Origin of the sequence: Streptomyces sp. BBFR2 (assembly GCF_044497305.1) — a bacterium.
Lineage (GTDB): Bacteria > Actinomycetota > Actinomycetes > Streptomycetales > Streptomycetaceae > Streptomyces.
On sequence record NZ_CP172415.1, the window covers coordinates 2,331,366 to 2,348,786 of the forward strand.

13 protein-coding genes are annotated in these 17,421 nt (G+C 73.8%); 6 read left to right on the top strand and 7 right to left on the bottom strand.

Annotation, left to right across the window (positions count from 1 at the left end; all coding sequences use genetic code 11):
* The first annotated feature begins 157 nt into the window (after positions 1 to 157).
* A complete protein-coding gene (locus tag ACGH2B_RS08720) occupies positions 158 to 3,547 on the top strand; it encodes a hypothetical protein (RefSeq protein ID WP_399086625.1) in 3,390 nt (1,129 codons plus the stop codon).
* Between the two features lie 210 nt (positions 3,548 to 3,757).
* Positions 3,758 to 4,177: a hypothetical protein gene (locus ACGH2B_RS08725; protein ID WP_399086628.1), complete on the top strand. Its 420-nt coding sequence runs from the start codon at positions 3,758 to 3,760 to the stop codon at positions 4,175 to 4,177.
* A 354-nt stretch (positions 4,178 to 4,531) separates the two neighbouring features.
* Here the strand turns inward: ACGH2B_RS08725 and ACGH2B_RS08730 are convergent, their stop codons facing one another.
* Positions 4,532 to 6,352: a phosphoenolpyruvate carboxykinase (GTP) gene (locus tag ACGH2B_RS08730; protein WP_399086631.1), complete on the bottom strand. Its 1,821-nt coding sequence runs from the start codon at positions 6,350 to 6,352 to the stop codon at positions 4,532 to 4,534.
* Positions 6,353 to 6,803: 451 nt separating this feature from the next.
* Here ACGH2B_RS08730 and ACGH2B_RS08735 point away from each other — a divergent pair, with 451 nt between their 5' ends.
* Positions 6,804 to 7,532 carry a hemolysin III family protein gene (locus tag ACGH2B_RS08735; protein ID WP_399086634.1) on the top strand — a complete coding sequence of 243 codons (729 nt, stop codon included), beginning with the start codon at positions 6,804 to 6,806 and terminating at the stop codon, positions 7,530 to 7,532.
* A 5-nt stretch (positions 7,533 to 7,537) separates the two neighbouring features.
* A complete protein-coding gene (locus tag ACGH2B_RS08740) occupies positions 7,538 to 8,302 on the top strand; it encodes a TetR family transcriptional regulator (protein WP_399086637.1) in 765 nt (254 codons plus the stop codon).
* A gap of 160 nt (positions 8,303 to 8,462) precedes the next feature.
* Here ACGH2B_RS08740 and ACGH2B_RS08745 read toward each other — a convergent pair whose 3' ends face one another.
* The 5 genes from ACGH2B_RS08745 to mca all read right to left on the bottom strand — a co-directional run bounded on the left by ACGH2B_RS08745 (position 8,463) and on the right by mca (position 14,328).
* A complete protein-coding gene (locus ACGH2B_RS08745) occupies positions 8,463 to 9,806 on the bottom strand; it encodes an amidase (RefSeq protein ID WP_399086640.1) in 1,344 nt (447 codons plus the stop codon).
* An 85-nt stretch (positions 9,807 to 9,891) separates the two neighbouring features.
* Positions 9,892 to 10,896, bottom strand: coding sequence for a zinc-binding dehydrogenase (locus ACGH2B_RS08750; RefSeq protein WP_399086643.1), 1,005 nt, complete (start codon positions 10,894 to 10,896; stop codon positions 9,892 to 9,894).
* A gap of 96 nt (positions 10,897 to 10,992) precedes the next feature.
* On the bottom strand, positions 10,993 to 13,044 hold the full coding sequence (locus ACGH2B_RS08755) for a thioredoxin domain-containing protein (protein ID WP_399086646.1): 2,052 nt from the start codon (positions 13,042 to 13,044) through the stop codon (positions 10,993 to 10,995).
* 164 nt (positions 13,045 to 13,208) lie between these two features.
* Positions 13,209 to 13,451, bottom strand: a complete 243-nt coding sequence (locus ACGH2B_RS08760) for a hypothetical protein (RefSeq protein WP_399086649.1) — start codon at positions 13,449 to 13,451, stop codon at positions 13,209 to 13,211.
* A gap of 4 nt (positions 13,452 to 13,455) precedes the next feature.
* Positions 13,456 to 14,328 carry a mycothiol conjugate amidase Mca gene (gene mca / locus ACGH2B_RS08765; RefSeq protein ID WP_399086652.1) on the bottom strand — a complete coding sequence of 291 codons (873 nt, stop codon included), beginning with the start codon at positions 14,326 to 14,328 and terminating at the stop codon, positions 13,456 to 13,458.
* 129 nt (positions 14,329 to 14,457) lie between these two features.
* Here mca and ACGH2B_RS08770 point away from each other — a divergent pair, with 129 nt between their 5' ends.
* Both ACGH2B_RS08770 and greA read left to right on the top strand, forming a co-directional pair.
* Positions 14,458 to 14,868, top strand: a complete 411-nt coding sequence (locus ACGH2B_RS08770) for a DUF4307 domain-containing protein (RefSeq protein WP_399086655.1) — start codon at positions 14,458 to 14,460, stop codon at positions 14,866 to 14,868.
* Between the two features lie 297 nt (positions 14,869 to 15,165).
* Positions 15,166 to 15,663 carry a transcription elongation factor GreA gene (greA, locus tag ACGH2B_RS08775; protein ID WP_345089889.1) on the top strand — a complete coding sequence of 166 codons (498 nt, stop codon included), beginning with the start codon at positions 15,166 to 15,168 and terminating at the stop codon, positions 15,661 to 15,663.
* A gap of 157 nt (positions 15,664 to 15,820) precedes the next feature.
* Here the strand turns inward: greA and ilvA are convergent, their stop codons facing one another.
* On the bottom strand, positions 15,821 to 17,080 hold the full coding sequence (ilvA, locus tag ACGH2B_RS08780) for a threonine ammonia-lyase (RefSeq protein ID WP_399086659.1): 1,260 nt from the start codon (positions 17,078 to 17,080) through the stop codon (positions 15,821 to 15,823).
* Between the last annotated feature and the right edge of the window lie 341 nt (positions 17,081 to 17,421).

Here is a 17,421-nt window from a genome sequence, read left to right on the forward strand (position 1 = left end):
CGGTTGCGCCCGGGGTTCGTCCGCCGGGCTGTGGCATCACTTTGGCCGCCGAGGAGGCCCGTCCTCCAGGCCGTATCTCCTCGCCTCGTTTTGAAGTTCGCAGGTCAGAGCGGTGCGCCGGACGCATGGTGAACTGCAGATGAACAGAAGTGGGGGAATGGTGAAGGCATCTGATCTGTCCGAGGAGCGGCAGCAGGTCGTCGCGGAGTGGGGCATCGCGCGGTTCCTGGCGGCGCCCTTCAGCGGTGAGGCCGAGTTGGCGGCCACCCGGGCGTTCATCCGTGCCGAGGACGGTGACGGGCCCTCGTACCTGTGGTGGCAGGGGCCGCCCGGGGCCGGGAAGACGGCCCTGTTGAGCCGGGCCGCGGTGGGACAGCCACCTGAGAACGTCGACGTCGTGGCCTTCTTCCTCTCCGCGGCCGAAGGCCGGGACAGCGCCGGTGACTTCGTACGGGAGATGAACCGGCAGTTGACGAGGCATCTGGGAGGGCGGGCGCCCGACACCCCGGGGGGCATTTCCCCGCGAGCGCTCCAGGTTCTGTACAGGCAGGCAGCGGCGCGTTCGGCTGCTGCGGGGCGCACCTTGCTGATCGTGGTGGACGGGCTGGAGGAGGACGCCGCGTGGCGCGAGGGCGTTCCCGACGGCGAGCGTCCTCGGCACAGCATCGCGGCGCTCCTGCCTCACGTCCCGAAGGGGGCGGCGGCCGACAGAAGTGCGGGCGCGATCCGCGTCCTGGTCGCCGGCCGTTCCGCCGCGCGGCCGCCCGCAGATGTGCCGAGGCCGCATCCGTTGCGCAGGCCGGGGGCCGTACGCCTGCTCAACACCCGGGAGTCCGAGGCCGGCGCCGTTCACGCCGTACGGGAGGCATGGGCCCGGCGGGACATGTCACCGGCGGAGGAGAAGCTTCTCGGGCTGATCGCGGCGGCGGGGCCGGGGTTGCGGGCGGAGGATCTGGCGGAGGCGGCGGGGACCGGACTCGGCGTGGTCGAGCGGCTGTTGCGGGAGGCGGGTGACCGGTATCCGGTGCCGGACGGATCGGGAGCGTGGCCGGGCGGGCCCGGTGCCGAGGCGGCGGTACGCGTCGCACGGGAGCGCACCGGCGCCGGGACGCTCGCTCTCAGTACCGGTCTGCTGCACACCTGGGCGGACTTCTGGCAGGGCGAGCGGTGGCCCGAGAACACACCGCCGTACCTGCTGGGGCCCTACCCGCGTCTGCTGTCCGGCACCGACCGCCTCGCTCCGTACGTCCTCGACCGGCATCGTCAACTGCGGATGGTGGCGCGGGGGCGGGTGGGCGAGGCACTGGCACAGCTCGGGCTCGTGGCGGAGGGAGGCGGCGGTGACCTGGGGGTTTCCTATCAGGTGGCCCTTTCGCGGGCGCTGCTCTCCTCGCGTGCCCGGCGCGTACCGCGGGAGTTCGTCGGTCTGTTCGCGAGTGCCGGTGAGGCGTCCCGGGCGCGGGAGCTGGCACTGTCGGCGCCGGACCCGGTGGACCGGGCGGTGCTGCTCACCGACGCGGCCTTGGCGCTCGGCGACGCGGCGGAGGCCGGGCGGCCGGCCGGGGAGGCCGCCGAGTGGGCGGGCGAGGCGCTGAGGACCGCACCGCTCGGCGCCGAGCGGGACACGCGGCTGGAGGCGGTGGCCCGCGGGGGGTACGCGTTCCGGGGCCGCGGACTGCGGGAGGCGGGGAACGCCGTGCTGCGTGCCGTCGTCGTCTGCGAGGCGATGGCGTGGCGGTCGCGGATCCGCGCCGCGCGGGAGCTGGGTGCGGAGTACGCGGATCTGCTGTCCGGACTTCCCTCGTACGCGGCGGAGTTGGCGGCCCGGGGTCCGGAGGAGCAGGCAGCGGCGCTGGAGATCTGGACGGAGGTGGCGCGGGGCGCCCGGGACGAGGCCGCGATCGCCGCGCGCGACGGCGTCGAGGAGTTCTGTGACGGGCTGGAGCCGCAGACCGATCTCGTACAGATCGGTCTGCTCGCGCTCGGGGCCTGTGCGGTGCTCCCGAACCGGCGGCGGAGGGGGCGCGAGCTGGCACGGGCGGCGCACCGTGCCCTGCTCGCCGCCTTTCAGAACCCCGGAGCGCTGCCGGATGCCGCTCGGGCTCAACTCGCCCTGGAGCTCGGGCCGGTGCTGACGTACGTGGTTCAGGCGATGCACGGGGCGGGCCTGTCCAGCGATGTCCGGCATCTGCTGGAGGCGGTACCGGCCACGGCACGGCGCGACCTGTTCGACGAGGACGCCGTGGCGGAGGCCCGGCGGGCGTCGGACACCGCTCTCGCGGCCGAGGGGAAGGGGAAGGGGAAGGGAAAGGGGAGAAAGAAGGCGCCGGACGACACCGATCCGCCGCCGGAGTACCTGACCCCGAACGAACGGGACTCCCTGCGGGAGGAGTTGGCGAAGCGGCCCGAGGTGGGGCACCGGCTTCTCAGCCACGCTTTCGCGCGCTGGTCCGGTCAGGAACCGGTGGCGGACGCCGCCACCTGGGGTCCGGCCCTGGTCGGCGCCCTCGCCGCGACCGGGCACGCAGGCGTGGCGGTGAAGCTCGCCGGGCGGGCGCGGGGCCCGGCCGGGGCGGCGAGCGGACCGGCCGTCGTCGCGATGCACTGCGCGGTCGGCGGACACCGCGCGGACGCCGGGCGGTACGCGCGGGAGGCCGCGGAGTGGGCCGGGGCCGCTCCCGACGCGGCGGCGTGCGGGCTCCTCGCCCAGGCGTTCGCGTACGCCGGGGAGGAAGCGGCCGCCCGGACGTGGATGGAGGGCATGGCGCGGGCCCCCCGTGACCGGAACGCTCAGGCATGGGCGGCGGTGGCCGTGGGACTCGCCCGGTACGCGCCCGAAGCCGCCGAGGCCCTCGCCGGGGAGCGACCGGCCCCTGCGCGTCCGAACCTGCCGGCGATGCCGGGCGTACCCCGTATGCGGGACGCGGCGCTGCGACGAGTGGCCGCACTGCTGCCCGCGCTGTCCGATCCGCGCGATCCGGACACGCCGGTGCACGCCACACTCCGGGAGGTCTGCGGCGACGCCACGAAGAACCTCCAGGACCGGGACCCCCACACCGCACTTCTCCTCTCCCTGCTCCACGAGACCGGCTGCTGCCCCGGCCTCGTGCCGCAGAGCCAGATCCATGTCTACGAGCGCCACCTGGCCTCCACCCGTCTCGCGAGCGGCCGACCGGTCGCCGAATGGGCGGTGCTCCAGGCCGTCCGTGGCGATGTCGGAGCGGCGCGCGAGACCGCCGGGCTCGCCGGGACGCCGGATGAGCGGGCCGCGGCCCTCGCGGCGGTGGCGACCCACCTCGCGGGCGTCCCCGTGATCGCCCCGCTCGCGGAGGGCTGGTCACCGCAGCGGATCCCCGTCCTCCGCTACCTCGCGATCGCCGGTGCCGTCGGGCCGGAGTCGTCCCGCGACGAGGCCGAGGCCCGGCGCCTCGCGCAGGAACTGCTGGCCGGCCCCCACTGGCGGTACGCGCTCCCGCTGCTGCCCCGGCTGGCCCCGGAGAGCGCCGCGCCGCTCGCGGAACTGGCCCTGGCGCATACGGGGCCGTGAGGACGGAAGGCGGACGGCCGGAACCGTCACGACCGTTACGGATACGGGCGGGGCCTCGCGCGTCACGGAGACGGGCGGGGCCTCGCGGCGCACGGGCGGGGCCCTTCACCGGGGCCACCCGGCCCTCGCCCGATCCACTCCCGAGCCAGGCCAACTTTAGACTCGATCTAAGCTAAGATAGTTTCCTGGACGTATTCAGGAGGCTGTCCCATGTACGAACCGATCCGTTCCAAGTCGGTCCACACCATGGCCGCGGCCGGGGATTTTCCGCACCGTTCGCGGGCGGAGGAGCTGGACATCCGCCTCGCCGGGCATCTGACCGCGCTGCTGACGGTCACCGATGAGCTGCGGGCGCTGACGCCCGGGGCCGACGGGGAGGCGCTGGCGGCGGCGGCCGAGCGGGTCGCCGGGCAGGTAGCGCGGCTGCGTGGCGGGCGGTATCCGCTGCGGGCCGAGCCGACCGGCGGGGATCCGGCGCGGGCGCGGGCGCTGCACCAGCGGGCGTACGCCCTCGCCGGACAGGCGCTGACCGTCGCCATCTCGCGGAACGACGCGGCGGCCACCGCCCTCGCGACCGAACGCCGCGCGGCCCACGCCACCCCGTCGTTGCCGGACCTCGCCACGGCGTGACCGGGCGCCCGCGGCGTCGTAGCTGTTCCGGAACGGCGCCGGGCCCACCACGGCGCCCCGGTGCGGCCGGACGTCCGGCCGCACCGGCCCACGCCCGGCCGGACACGCGCCAAGGCCCCGCCGCAGCGCCACCGCACACACCGAGGGGCCCCGCACCACACAGGTGCGGGGCCCCTCGGTCTGTCACAGCGCGCCGTCACACGACGCCACCGGGATCACCGGCCACCGGCAGGCACCGGGCACCACCTCGGCCGGACCCGGCCGAGGGAACCCCCAGGGCGCGCGCCCCCGGCCCGGCCCCGGTCACCGCTCCGGCCACCGAGGTCGGCGCACCGCCCGGCGGTGCGGCGGCGCTCACCCCAGCCGCTGCACCAGCGCCCGGTACTCGTCCCACAGTTCCTTCGGGGTGTGGTCGCCGAAGGTGTTGAGGTGTTCGGGGATCAGGGACGCCTCGTCGCGCCAGACGTCCTTGTCGACGGTGAGGAGGAAGTCGAGGTCGGCGTCGGAGAGGCCGAGGCCGTCGGTGTCCAGGGCATTCTTCGTCGGGAGGACGCCGATGGGGGTCTCGACGCCCTCGGCCTTGCCGTCCAGGCGCTCGACGATCCACTTCAGCACGCGGCTGTTCTCGCCGAAGCCGGGCCAGACGAAGCGGCCCTTGTCGTCCTTGCGGAACCAGTTGACGTAGTAGATCTTCGGCAGCTTGGCCGGGTCCGCGGACGCGCCGACCTTGAGCCAGTGGCCCATGTAGTCGCCCATGTTGTAGCCGCAGAACGGCAGCATGGCGAAGGGGTCGCGGCGCAGTTCGCCGACCTTGCCCTCGGCGGCGGCGGTCTTCTCGGAGGCGACGTTCGCGCCGAGGAAGACGCCGTGCTGCCAGGTCAGCGACTCGGTGACGAGCGGGACGGCGCTGGCGCGGCGGCCGCCGAAGAGGATCGCGGAGATCGGCACGCCCTTGGGGTCCTCCCACTCGGGCGCGATGATCGGGCACTGGCCGGCGGGGACGGTGAAGCGGGCGTTGGGGTGGGCCGCCGGGGTCTCGGACTTCGGGGTCCAGTCGTTGCCGCGCCAGTCGGTGAGGTGTGCGGGCAGCTCCTCGGTCATGCCCTCCCACCACACGTCGCCGTCGTCGGTGAGCGCGACGTTGGTGAAGACGGAGTTGCCCCACATCGTCTTCATGGCGTTGGCGTTGGTGTGCTCGCCGGTGCCGGGCGCGACGCCGAAGAAACCGGCCTCCGGGTTGATCGCGTAGAGGCGGCCGTCCTCGCCGAAGCGCATCCAGGCGATGTCGTCGCCGATGGTCTCGACCGTCCAGCCCGGAACGGTCGGCTCCAGCATCGCGAGGTTGGTCTTGCCGCACGCCGACGGGAACGCCGCGGCGACGTATTTCGCCTCGCCCTGCGGCGGCGTGAGCTTGAGGATCAGCATGTGCTCGGCGAGCCAGCCCTCGTCGCGCGCCATGACGGAGGCGATGCGCAGCGCGTAACACTTCTTGCCGAGCAGCGCGTTGCCGCCGTAGCCGGAGCCGTACGACCAGATCTCGCGGTCCTCGGGGAAGTGCGAGATGTACTTGGTGGTGTTGCAGGGCCACGGCACGTCGGCCTCGCCCTCGGCGAGCGGGGCGCCCAGGGTGTGCACGGCCTTGACGAAGAAACCGTCGTCGCCCAGCTCGTCGAGGACCGCCTGGCCCATGCGCGTCATGGTGCGCATCGAGACGGCGACGTACGCGGAGTCGGTGATCTCGACGCCGATCGCGGAGAGCGGCGAGCCGAGCGGGCCCATGCAGAACGGCACGACGTACATCGTCCGGCCGCGCATCGAGCCGCGGAAGACCCCCTGCTCACCGGTGAAGATCTCCCGCATCTCGGCGGGGTCCTTCCAGTGGTTGGTGGGGCCCGCGTCCTCCTCCTTCGCAGAGCAGATGAAGGTGCGGTCCTCGACGCGGGCGACGTCCCGGGGGTCCGACGCGGCGTAGTAGGAGTTGGGGCGCTTGACGGGGTCGAGCTTGGTGAACGTGCCCTTGTCGACGAGCTCTTCGCACAGACGCTGGTACTCCGCCTCCGAGCCGTCGCACCAGACGACCCGGTCGGGCTGGGTGAGGGCCGCGATCTCGTCGACCCAGGCGATGAGTTCCTGGTGACGGGTGAGGGTGGTGGGAGCCGCGTTGTCGCGCGCCACGATCGCTCCTAGATGAGGGTGTGGACGGATGGCCGACGGGCCCGGCCGAAGGCCGCCGGCCCGGGACATCCGCTTCTTTGGTTGATGCCCCTTGGGGGCTGCGACCCGGATGCTTCGTGACCGCTCATCCGGTGCCGACCGCACTCATTTGATCATCCGACCCCGGCGGGCATCTGTCCAGGGGGCCTCGTGGTGACCGTCACCACTCGCGTCCGTACGTACACCCGCGGCGAAAAGCCCTCGTCAAGGGCGTGCCAAGCGCACGTCAAACGCTCCGCCGCGAACCCGCTGCGAGAGGCGCGTACCGGCCGGTCCGTCCGCCCCGGACGGCGCCCGTCCGGCCCCCGGCCCTCACCCGACCGCCCCGGCACCCCGCGCATCCGGGTCCGCCGACCCCTGTCCGCCGGCCATCAGATCCGGAACTTACGGTGGCGTAGTTAGCATGACCGGCATGAATTCCGCGCCCGATGCCGCAGCGAGCCCGTCCCCCTCCGCGCCCGCGGCGGCCGAAGCGGCCCCGGCGGGCCCCGCCGCGGCGACCGCTCCGCTCAAGCCCCGGATGCGGGGCTGGCTGCACGCCGGGATGTTCCCGGCCGTCCTGCTCTCCGGCGTCTTCCTCACCGCACTCGCCGACAGCACCCGCGGCCGGGTGGCCTGCGCCGTCTACACCCTCTCCGCCTGCCTGCTGTTCGGCGTCAGCGCGCTCTACCACCGCGGGAACTGGGGCCCGCGCGCCGGTGGCGTACTGCGGCGCCTCGATCACGCCAACATCTTCCTGATCATCGCCGGTACGTACACACCGCTGACGATGCTGCTCGTCCCGGGCAGCCGCGGGCAGATCCTGCTGTGGGCGGTGTGGGCGGCGGCGCTCGCCGGGATCGCGTTCCGGGTGTTCTGGGTCGGCGCGCCGCGCTGGCTCTACACCCCCTGCTACATCGCGATGGGCTGGGCCGCCGTCTTCTTCCTCCCCGACTTCCTGCGCACCGGCGGTATCGCCGTCCTCGTCCTGGTGATCGTCGGCGGTCTCCTCTACAGCGCGGGCGGTGTGATCTACGGCATCAAGCGCCCCAACCCGTCCCCCCGTTGGTTCGGCTTCCACGAGGTCTTCCACTCCTTCACGCTGGCGGCGTTCGTGGTCCACTACGTCGGTATCTCGCTGGTCGCCTACTCGCACGGCTGACACCGGTGACGACCGACCACGCGGGCGCCGGACCGCAGCCCGCCGTACCGCGCCCCGCCGCGCCCGCCGGGCTGCGGGAGCGGAAGAAGCTCCGCACCCGGCAGGCGATCCGCGACGCCGCCTGCCGCCTCTTCGACGCCGAGGGGTACGACGCGGTCTCCGCCGACCGGATCGCGGAAGCCGCCGACGTCTCCCCCAGCACCGTCGCGCGGTACTTCCCCGCCAAGGAGGACATCGTCCTGCGGGACGGGTACGAGGAACTGCTGGTCGCGGAGGTCGCCGCCCGGCCCGCCGGGGAAGCGCTGCCCGGGGCGCTGCGCGCCGCCGCCCTCGCCGTGGCCGCGCGGCTGTCCGCCCGGGAACTGCGCGAGCTGCGGCGCCGCGCCCGGCTGATCCGCGACGTCCCGGCCGTCCGCCGCCGCACCGCCGACCACGCCGCCCGCGCCACCGCCCGCCTCGGCACCGCCCTCGCCACCCGGACCGGCCGCCCCGCCGACGACCTGGAGATACGGGTGATCAGCGCGGCGCTGGTGGCCGCCCTCCAGGAGGCGCTGCTGCGCTGGGCCGACGGGCCCCGGGCGGCGGGAGCACGCTCGTCCGCCGCCCGGGGCGAGGAGCTGGGGGCGGCCGTCGGGCAGGCGCTGGACGTACTGGCGCGGGGGCTGGTCCTGACGCCGGTGGCCGCGCCGCCGCCGGTGCCTTCGCCCGCCGTCCCGCCGCCATCGCCGTCGTCGTCCTCGCCGTCGCCGTCCTCGTCCTCGTCGGCGTGACGCGGCGCGCCCCCGCGGAGTGAGGCGGAGAGACCCGGCCCCGCCCGCACGGGCGGACGCGGAAACCGCCGCCGGAGAAGCCCTCCGGAGCGCCGCCCCGAAAGTGTGACGGCCCTCCCCGGCGCGGTACCCGCTCCGGAGTGAACGGACCGGCCCGACCTCAGCCCGCCGCCGCGCCCCCGCCGCCCGCCGCGCCGTCCGCGGACAGGGCCTCCTCCACGCCCGCCGCCCAGGCGAGCACCACCGGATCGGAGCCGGGCGGGCCCACGAGCTGGAGGCCGAGCGGCAGCCCGTTCGCGGCACGGCCGGCGGGCAGGCTCACCGACGGCAGACCGGCGTTGCTCCACGGCAGGCACATCACCGACGTACCGGTGGAGGAGAGACCGAAGGGCGCCGGGCCGGTGGCCGCGGGAGAGATCCACAGATCGACGCCGGCCGCCTGCCGGGCCGCCTCCAGCCGCGCGCGGAACTCCGTCCGCCGCTGCCGCGCCCGCGCGTACGCGGCGTCCGTGACGGCGTGGCCCTCGTGCAGCGCGTTCGCGGTCTGCTCCCGGTAGAGGTCGCCGAAGCGCGCGTACCACTCGGTGTGCGCGCGGGCCACCTCGTAACGGTTCATGGTGAAGAGCTGGGTGACGATCTCCTCGAAGTCCTCCATCACCGGCACCTCGACGACGGGGTACCCGGCACGCCGCAGCACCACTTGCTGCGCCCTCAGCGCGGCCAGCGCCTCGTCGTCCGCGCGACGCAGATACGGGCCGACGGGCACGCCCAGCACCGGGGGCGGTCCGGAGGGCGGCGGCCCGGACGGCCAGCCGTCGCAGAGCGCCGAGGCGGCCAGCGTGACGCCCGCGACGTCCTGCGCGTACCAGCCGACGGTGTCGAAGCTGACGGCGTTGGGGATCACCCCGGCGGTCGGGACGCGGCCGAAGGTCGGTTTGAAGCCGGTGACACCGCAGTACGCGGCCGGGCGGATCATCGAGCCGACGGTCTGGGTGCCGAGGGCCAGCGGCACCATGCCCGCCGCGACCGCCGCCGCCGAGCCGCTGCTCGAACCGCCCGGCGTGTGGGCCACATCGTGCGGATTGCGCGTCGGCCCCGGCGCGGTGACCGCGAACTCCGCCGTCACCGTCTTCCCGGCGACCAGCGCGCCCGCCGCGGCCAGCCGGTCCACGACCGCCGCCTGCGGTCCGGCGAGCACTCCGGGCGGCAGCGCGGAACCGGCGCGGGTGGGCAGCCCGTCCGCCCGGATGATGTCCTTCACGCCGACCGGTACGCCGTACAGCGGCGGCTTCGCGGGCGCGTCCGCCCACGCCGCGGCGGTGCGCTCCGCCGCGGCCGTCAGCCGGGTGCGCCGGTCCGGTTCGGGGACGAAGGCGAGGAGGTGCGGTTCGACGGCGTCGATGCGGTCGCAGGTGCGCCGCGCCGCCGCCACCGGGTCGTCCGCGCCGGACCGCAGCGCCGCGGTCTCCTGAACGAGTGATCGATGCCGGAGCAAGCTGTCCACGGCGGCAGGCTACAACCGCACCCGGCCGGGCGGGGCGGAAGCCGCGAGGCGCCCGGAGAGGCGCGGGCGGCCGCCGCCCGACGGCTCACAACTCCACGATCACCGCGCCCGTATGACGTCCCTCGGTCAGCCCCCGCAGGGCGGCCGGGGCCTTCTCGATGCCGTACAGCCGGTCGTGGGGGAAGGTGAACGTGCCGTTCCGCAGGCCCTCGCCGAAGCGGGCGGTCCACTCCGGGATCCGGTCCAGATGATCGTGGAGGGTGACCCCGCGCAGCGTGATACCGCGGCCCAGCAGCGAGAACGCGTCGATCTCCAGCGGGGCCACCGCCTCCCCGGCCATCTGGGCGGCGAGCGCGCCGACGACCGCGATCCGGGCGCCGCGGCGGGCCACCGCGAACGCGGCGCGTAGCTGCTCACCGCCGACGTTGTCGAAGACCGCGTCCACCCCGTCCGGGGCGGCGCGGCGGAGCTGCTCCTCGATCGGCCCGGCGCCCCGGACCACGACGGCGTCGTAGCCGAGGTTCTCGACCAGGTGGTCGGCCTTGGCCTGCGAGCCGGTGCTGCCGATGACCCGGGCGGCGCCCCGCGCCCGCGCGAACTGCCCGGCCAGCGAGCCGACGCCACCGGCCGCCCCGGTGACGAACACGGTGTCGCCGGGCCGCACCTCGGCGCCGGTGACGACCCCCATCCACGCGGTGGGCGCCTGCGAGAGGTACGCGGCCGGATCGGGCAGCACCCCCGGCTCGATGCGCTGCGCGCCCGCCGCGTCCACCAGCGCGTACTCACGCCAGCCGAGCCGGTGCTGCACCAGATCGCCGACGGCCGCCTCACCGCCGGGCGCGGCGACGACCTCGCCGACGGCCGGTCCGTTCAGCGGCTCGCCCAGCGCGAACGGCGTGAGCGGCACATCGCCGGGCTCGCCCATGAGGGTGCGCATCACCGCCGCGACGCTCATCAGGGTGTTCCGCACCAGGAGCTGTCCGGGGGCGGGCTCGGGGACCGGCACCTCCACGATCGCGAAGTGCGCGTCGGTGAGCGGCCCTTCGGGTCGGGCCGCCAGATGGACTTCACGTGCGGTGCGCTGCGTCATGCAGCGATCTCACGCCCGATCACGTACCGGAGTCAACTCCGTCATGAGGCGGAGGACTTCCGACCGAGAAGGCACCGGGCCGCCGGTCTCCGCCGCTCAGCGCACCGTTCCGCGCAGCCACCCGGTCAGCTCGTCCGGGTCCGTCACGGGCCGCTCGCAGGTGAAGTGGCGGCAGATGTACGCGGCCGGGGCACCGTCGACCAGCGGCCGGCCGTGGAGCAGCGGCACGGCGTCCGCGTCGTGGGTGTCCGGCTCGCCGACCGCGACGACCGAGCCGGGCTTGTTGCCGAGCAGCGCGGCGCGGTGCAGCGCCCGGGTGGCCGGATCGTCCGGCGGACCGACGACGGCGATCTCCCGGGGCCCGTCCACCGCCGCCTCGGCGACGGCCAGCCCCCAGCCGATGAACCGCGGCGCCCGCCCGGCCAGCGCCGTCACCACGGTGAGCGCCTGTTCGGCGGCTTCCCGGTGCGGGGTGCTGCCGGTGAGCGCCGCGTACGAGAGCAGCGCCCCGGCGGCGGCCGTCCAGCCGGACGGGGTGGCGTTGTCCGTCGGGTCCTGCGGCCTCCTGATCAGCGCCTCCGCGTCCGCCGCCGTGTCGTACAGCCTGCCGTCCCCGGCGCGGAACTGCACCAGCACCGTGTCGAGGAGGAGGCCCGCGAAGTCCACCCAGACGCCCTCGCCGGTGACGGCGGCGAGGGTGAGGAAGCCCTCGGCGACGTCGGCGTAGTCCTCCAGGACGCCGTTGTTGTCGCCGGGCACGCCGTCCCGCGAGGTGCGGTGCAGGCGCGCCTGGCCGTCCATGTGGACGCGGACGAGCAGGTCGGCGGCGTCGGTGGCCGCCTGGACGAGGTCGGGCCGGCCGAAGTACGCGCCGGTCTCGGCGAGCGCGGCGACGGCCAGCCCGTTCCAGGACGCGACGATCTTGTCGTCCCGCCCGGGCCGCGGCCGCTCGTCCCGCGCCGCCAGCAGCCGCTCGCGCACCGACCGCACGCGCTCGGCGTCCACCGGGCCGACCCCGTCCGGCAGTTGCAGCACCGAGGCGCCCGCCTCGAAGGTGCCCTCCTCGGTCACCCCGAAGTACGTGGCGGCGAACTCCGCGTCCGCCTCCCCGAGGACCTCCCGCAGTTGCCCGGGCGTCCAGACGTAGTACGCGCCCTCGGTGTGGTGCCCCGTCCCGTCGTCGCTGTCCGCGTCCAGCGCGGAGGCGAACCCGCCCTGGAGCGTGCGCAGTTCACGGACCAGGAAGTCGGCGGTCTCCAAGGCGACCCGGCGGGCCGTACCGGCCCCGGTGACGCGCCAGAGGTGCGCGTAGACGCGGCAGAGCAGCGCGTTGTCGTACAGCATCTTCTCGAAGTGCGGGACCGTCCACGTCGCGTCGACCGCGTACCGCGCGAACCCGCCGCCGAGCTGGTCGTAGATCCCGCCGCGCGCCATCGCCTCGCACGTCGCCTCGACCATCTCCACCGCGGCTTCGGAGTCCGTCCGCCCGTGGTGGCGCAGCAAGAACTCCAACACCATCGACGGCGGGAACTTCGGGGCGCCGCCGAAACCTCCGTGGACGGCGTCGAACTCCCTGGTCAACGCCATCAGCGCGCCGGCGAGCCGTTCCTCGTCCGGCGGCGCGGCGGCCGACAGCGACCCGGCCAGGGACCGCCCCGCCAGATCCGCCGTGATCCGCCCGGCGACCTCCCCGACCTCCCCGCGCCGCTCCGCCCAGGCGCTGCGCACCCCCTCCAGCACCTGCCGGAACGACGGCATACCGTGCCGCGGCTCCGGCGGGAAGTACGTACCGAAGTAGAACGGCTCCCCGTCCGGCGTCATGAACACCGACATCGGCCACCCGCCCTGCCCGGTGGCCGCCTGCACCGCCTCCATGTACACGGCGTCGACGTCCGGGCGCTCCTCCCGGTCCACCTTCACCGACACGAAATGCTCATTCATGAACGCGGCCGTCGCCGCGTCCTCGAAACTCTCGTGCGCGAGCACATGACACCAGTGACAAGCCGAATAGCCCACGCTCAGGAACACCGGCACATCCCGCCGCCGCGCCTCCTCGAACGCCGCGGCCTCCCAGGGCCACCAGTCGACGGGGTTGTCGGCGTGCTGCAGCAGATACGGAGAGGTGGCGTGCGCGAGTCGGTTGGCCATGGGGCCATCTTCGCGTACGGGGCGGGGCGGGGGCGGCGGCACCGCGTGCGCATCGGAGTGCGCCGGTACGCGGGAAGGGCGGCATGGGGGATCGGCCGCCGCCGGCCTCACCCCGTCCCCGGACCGGGCCCCGGGCACACGCTCGCCCAGGCCCGGTCAGGGCGTCAGCCGGCTTTCGCCTCCCCCTTGGCGGAGGGGGTGGGGGCGGTCGTGACGCCCTCCCCCTTCTCCTCGAAATCGACGTTCCGCATGTGGCGGTTCATCGACTTCATCAGCAGCCACACGGCGCCGCCGATGACCGCGAAGACGATGAAGCCGAGGATGCCGGGGGTCACCTTGTCCTTGTCGAACGAGTCGGCAAGGGTGACGAAGTGCGTCAGGGCGAGGGTGCTGGTCGCGCTCATCATGGGGTCAATTGTTGCGGATGCCCGCGAAGAGGTCGTCCTCGGGGAGGGAAGTGTCCACGAGCGACTTCGCCAGCTCGTACTCCTCCGTCGGCCAGACCTCCCGCTGGATGTCCATCGGGACGCGGAACCAGCCGCCGTCGGGGTCGATCTGGGTGGCGTGGGCGATCAGCGCCTTGTCGCGGACCTCGAAGAAGTCGGCGCAGGGAACGTACGTGGTCAGCGTGCGCTCGCGCCGCTCGAACTCCTTCCAGCGCTCCAGCCACTCGCCGTAGGGGGACTCCATGCCGCGGGCCAGCAGCGCCTCGTGGAGCGCGATGGTGCGCGGCTTGTTGAAGCCCTGGTTGTAGTAGAGCTTCTGCGGCTGCCAGGGCTCGCCGGCGTCGGGGTACCGCTCCGGGTCGCCGGCCGCCTCGAAGGCCACCATCGTGATCTTGTGGGTCATGATGTGGTCGGGGTGCGGGTACCCGCCGTTCTCGTCGTACGTCGTGATGACCTGCGGCTTGAACGAACGGATCAGCTTCACCAGGGGCTCGGCGGCCGCGTCGACGTCCTGGAGGGCGAAGCAGCCGTCGGGCAGCGGCGGCAGCGGGTCACCCTCGGGGAGACCGGAGTCGACGAAGCCGAGCCACTCCTGCTTGACGCCCAGGATCTCCCGGGCCTCGTCCATCTCCTTCTTACGGACCTCGTGGATGTGCTCCTCGATGTACGGGTCGCCCTGGAGCTTGGGGTTGAGGATGGAGCCGCGCTCACCGCCCGTGCAGGTGGCGACCAGCACGTCCACCCCCTCGGACACGTACTTGGCCATGGTGGCCGCACCCTTGCTCGACTCGTCGTCGGGGTGGGCGTGGACCGCCATCAAACGCAGCTGCTCAGTCAAGACTCGATCCTCAGTGAAAGGCTGGAGAAGATGCCTCCTATAGTGACCGAAGCGAGGGGGCCGTGTATTCCCCGGACGGGAACCCGCGAGGCCGGACGTCTCCCGGCCCCGGTAGCAGGAGGACAGAGCATGACCGCGGTACGCGACGGGCTTCCCGAGGGCCGCTACGGACGGTCCTCCGGCGGCAAGGGGGACCGCGGGCTCAAGATCACCGGCGGGGTTCTCGGGGTGGTGCTGCTCGGCGTCGTCGCCTGGTGCGGGATCTCGTACATCAGCGGGGAGAAGCTCAGCGGCCGCGTGATCACCTGGGAGACGGTGTCGGACAGCGCCGTCGAGGTCCATCTCGAAGTCGTCAAGGACGAGGACGCCAAGGGCGTCTGTACGCTGCGGTCGGTCTCCGCGGACAAGGCCGAGGTGGGCCGCAAGGACGTCACCATCGACCAGCGCGGGAAGCAGATCGACACGGTGGTGACGGTACGGACCACCGGCCGGGCGACCACGGCGGAGCTGGTCGGCTGCTCCTCCCCGGACGGCCGCTGAGGCGGACCGCGGGGCGGCCCCGGTCCGTACGCGGCCGGGAGGCGGCGCGTGGTCCCTGCCCGGCCGTCGCCCCGGGAAGCGGCCCGCGAGTGGCCCGGCGTGCCCGGGCCGTCACCCGGCCGGGGTGCGGCCACCCCTGATGACCTGGGGTTTCGGCGCACATGAGAGTTCCCTGAGGATTTCCCCTTCCCCGTTTTGTGCCGGAATTGTTAGGGTCGTGGTTTCGCCCACCCGTGAAGGCGCAATCCTTCCCTGGTAGGGCGTTTGATTTATCCCCAGTACCGACGAGGAGCACCTGTGACCCAGACCAGCGAAAGCGTCACCTGGCTGACCCAGGAGGCGTATGACCAGCTCAAGGCCGAGCTGGAGTACCTGTCTGGTCCCGCACGCGCCGAGATCACCGAGAAGATCGCGGCGGCCCGCGAGGAAGGTGACCTGAAGGAGAACGCCGGGTACCACGCGGCCAAGGAGGAGCAGGGCAAGCAGGAGCTTCGCGTGCGCCAGCTCACCCAACTGCTGCAGACCGCGAAGGTCGGCGAGGCCCCCGCCGCCACCGGTGTCGTCGCTCCCGGCATGGTCGTCACCATCGCGTTCGACGGAGACCCGGACGACACTCTGGAGTTCCTGCTCGCCTCGCGCGAGTACGCCAGCTCGGACATCGAGACCTATTCGCCGCAGTCCCCGCTGGGCGAGGGCGTGAACGGCAAGAAGGTCGGCGCCGACGCGGAGTACGAGCTTCCGAACGGTAAGAAGGCCAGCGTGAAGATCCTCGACGCCAAGCCGTACTCGGGCTGATCACCGGACATCTCCACGAGGTGTCCCACGACATACGAAAAGCGGTCCGGAGCGTGCGGCTCCGGGCCGCTTTCCGCATGTCAGGGCGGGGAGGGGCGGGGCCCGGTGCTCGGCCCCCGGCCCGCCTACCGCCCGCACCGCGTCCGGGTCCGCCCCCTCACTCCGCTTCCGACACCGTGTACCCCGCGTCGCGCAGTGCCGTGGTGAGTTCGGCGCAGTGTTCGGGGCCCGAGGTCTCCAGTTGCAGCTCCACCTCGACCTCGGTCAGGCCCAGGCGGGGGCCGGTGCGGACGTGGCCGACGTCGAGGACGTTGGCGTCGGCCTCCGAGAGGACGCCGAGCAGTGTGGCGAGCGCCCCGGGGCGGTCGGTCAGGCGCAGCCGCAGGGAGAGGTAGCGGCCGGCGGCGGCCATACCGTGGCGCAGGATGCGCTGCATCAGCAGCGGGTCGACGTTGCCGCCCGACAGCACCGCGACGACCGGGCCCTCGAACGCCCCGGGCTCCTCCAGCAGCGCGGCCACCGGGCTCGCCCCGGCGGGCTCCACCACCAGTTTCGCCCGCTCCAGGCAGAGCAGCAGCGCCCCGGCCAGCGCGTCCTCGGAGACCGTACGGACCTCGTCGACCAGCTTCTCGACGAGGCGGAACGGAACGTCACCGGGGCGCCCGACCTTGATGCCGTCGGCCATCGTGGAGAGCCCCCCGACCGCCACGGGGTGCCCGGCCGCCAGCGACGGCGGGTAGCAGGCGGCTCCCGCCGCCTGCACGCCGATGACCTTGACGTCCGGCCGCAGCGCCTTGACCGCGACGGCGACCCCGGCGGCCAGCCCGCCGCCGCCGACGCCGACCACGACGGTGCGCACCTCGGGGCACTGCTCCAGGATCTCCAGTCCGACGGTGCCCTGGCCCGCGATGATGTCCCGGTGGTCGAAGGGGTGGATGAAGACCGCGCCGGTGCGGTGCGCGTACTCCTGGGCGGCGGCCAGCGCCTCGTCCACCACCTGGCCGTGCAGCCGCACCTCGGCGCCGTAGTCGCGGGTCGCGGCGACCTTCGGCAGCGGAGCGCCGACCGGCATGAACACCGTGGACCGCACCCCGAGCAGCGAGGCGGCGAGCGCGACGCCCTGGGCGTGGTTCCCGGCGCTCGCCGCGACGACCCCGGCCGCCCGCTCCGCCGCCGTCAGCCCGGCGATCCGGACGTACGCGCCGCGGATCTTGAAGGATCCGGTGCGCTGGAGGTTCTCGCACTTGAGGTGAACGGGCGCGCCGACCAGCCCGGAGAGGTACCGGCTGCCCTCCATGGCGGTGGCCCGGGCGACCGAGGAGAGCAGTTTGTGGGCCTCGCGGATGTCTTCCACGGTGAGCCCGCCCGCCTCGTCTGCGGGGGTCGCGGGATGCGGAGGGGGCGTGTGGTCGTGCATGACGTCAGTCTGGCAGTCCGGCGGCCGTCGGACCTTTTCCGGCCAAGGTGCGGACAGGACGGGGGGACCAAGCGCACGCACCGGCCGCGCGGCGGATACGCCGGACCCGGTGTTTCCGCACGTCAGGGCAGGTGACGGGCGGACATCCGGTATGTCCGGACGGGCGTGGGGGCGCGTGCCGGGCCGGACGGCCGACGGGAGCCGTGCCGGGTGGGGGGCACGCCCCGGCGCTGTGCCCGGGCCCGGCATCAGGGCGTACGTCAGGGGCGTGCGGCGGTGTCCCGTACGCCCCTGACGGGCGGGGGCGGTACGGGCCGGTCCCGGCTTTCCGCGGACAGGGG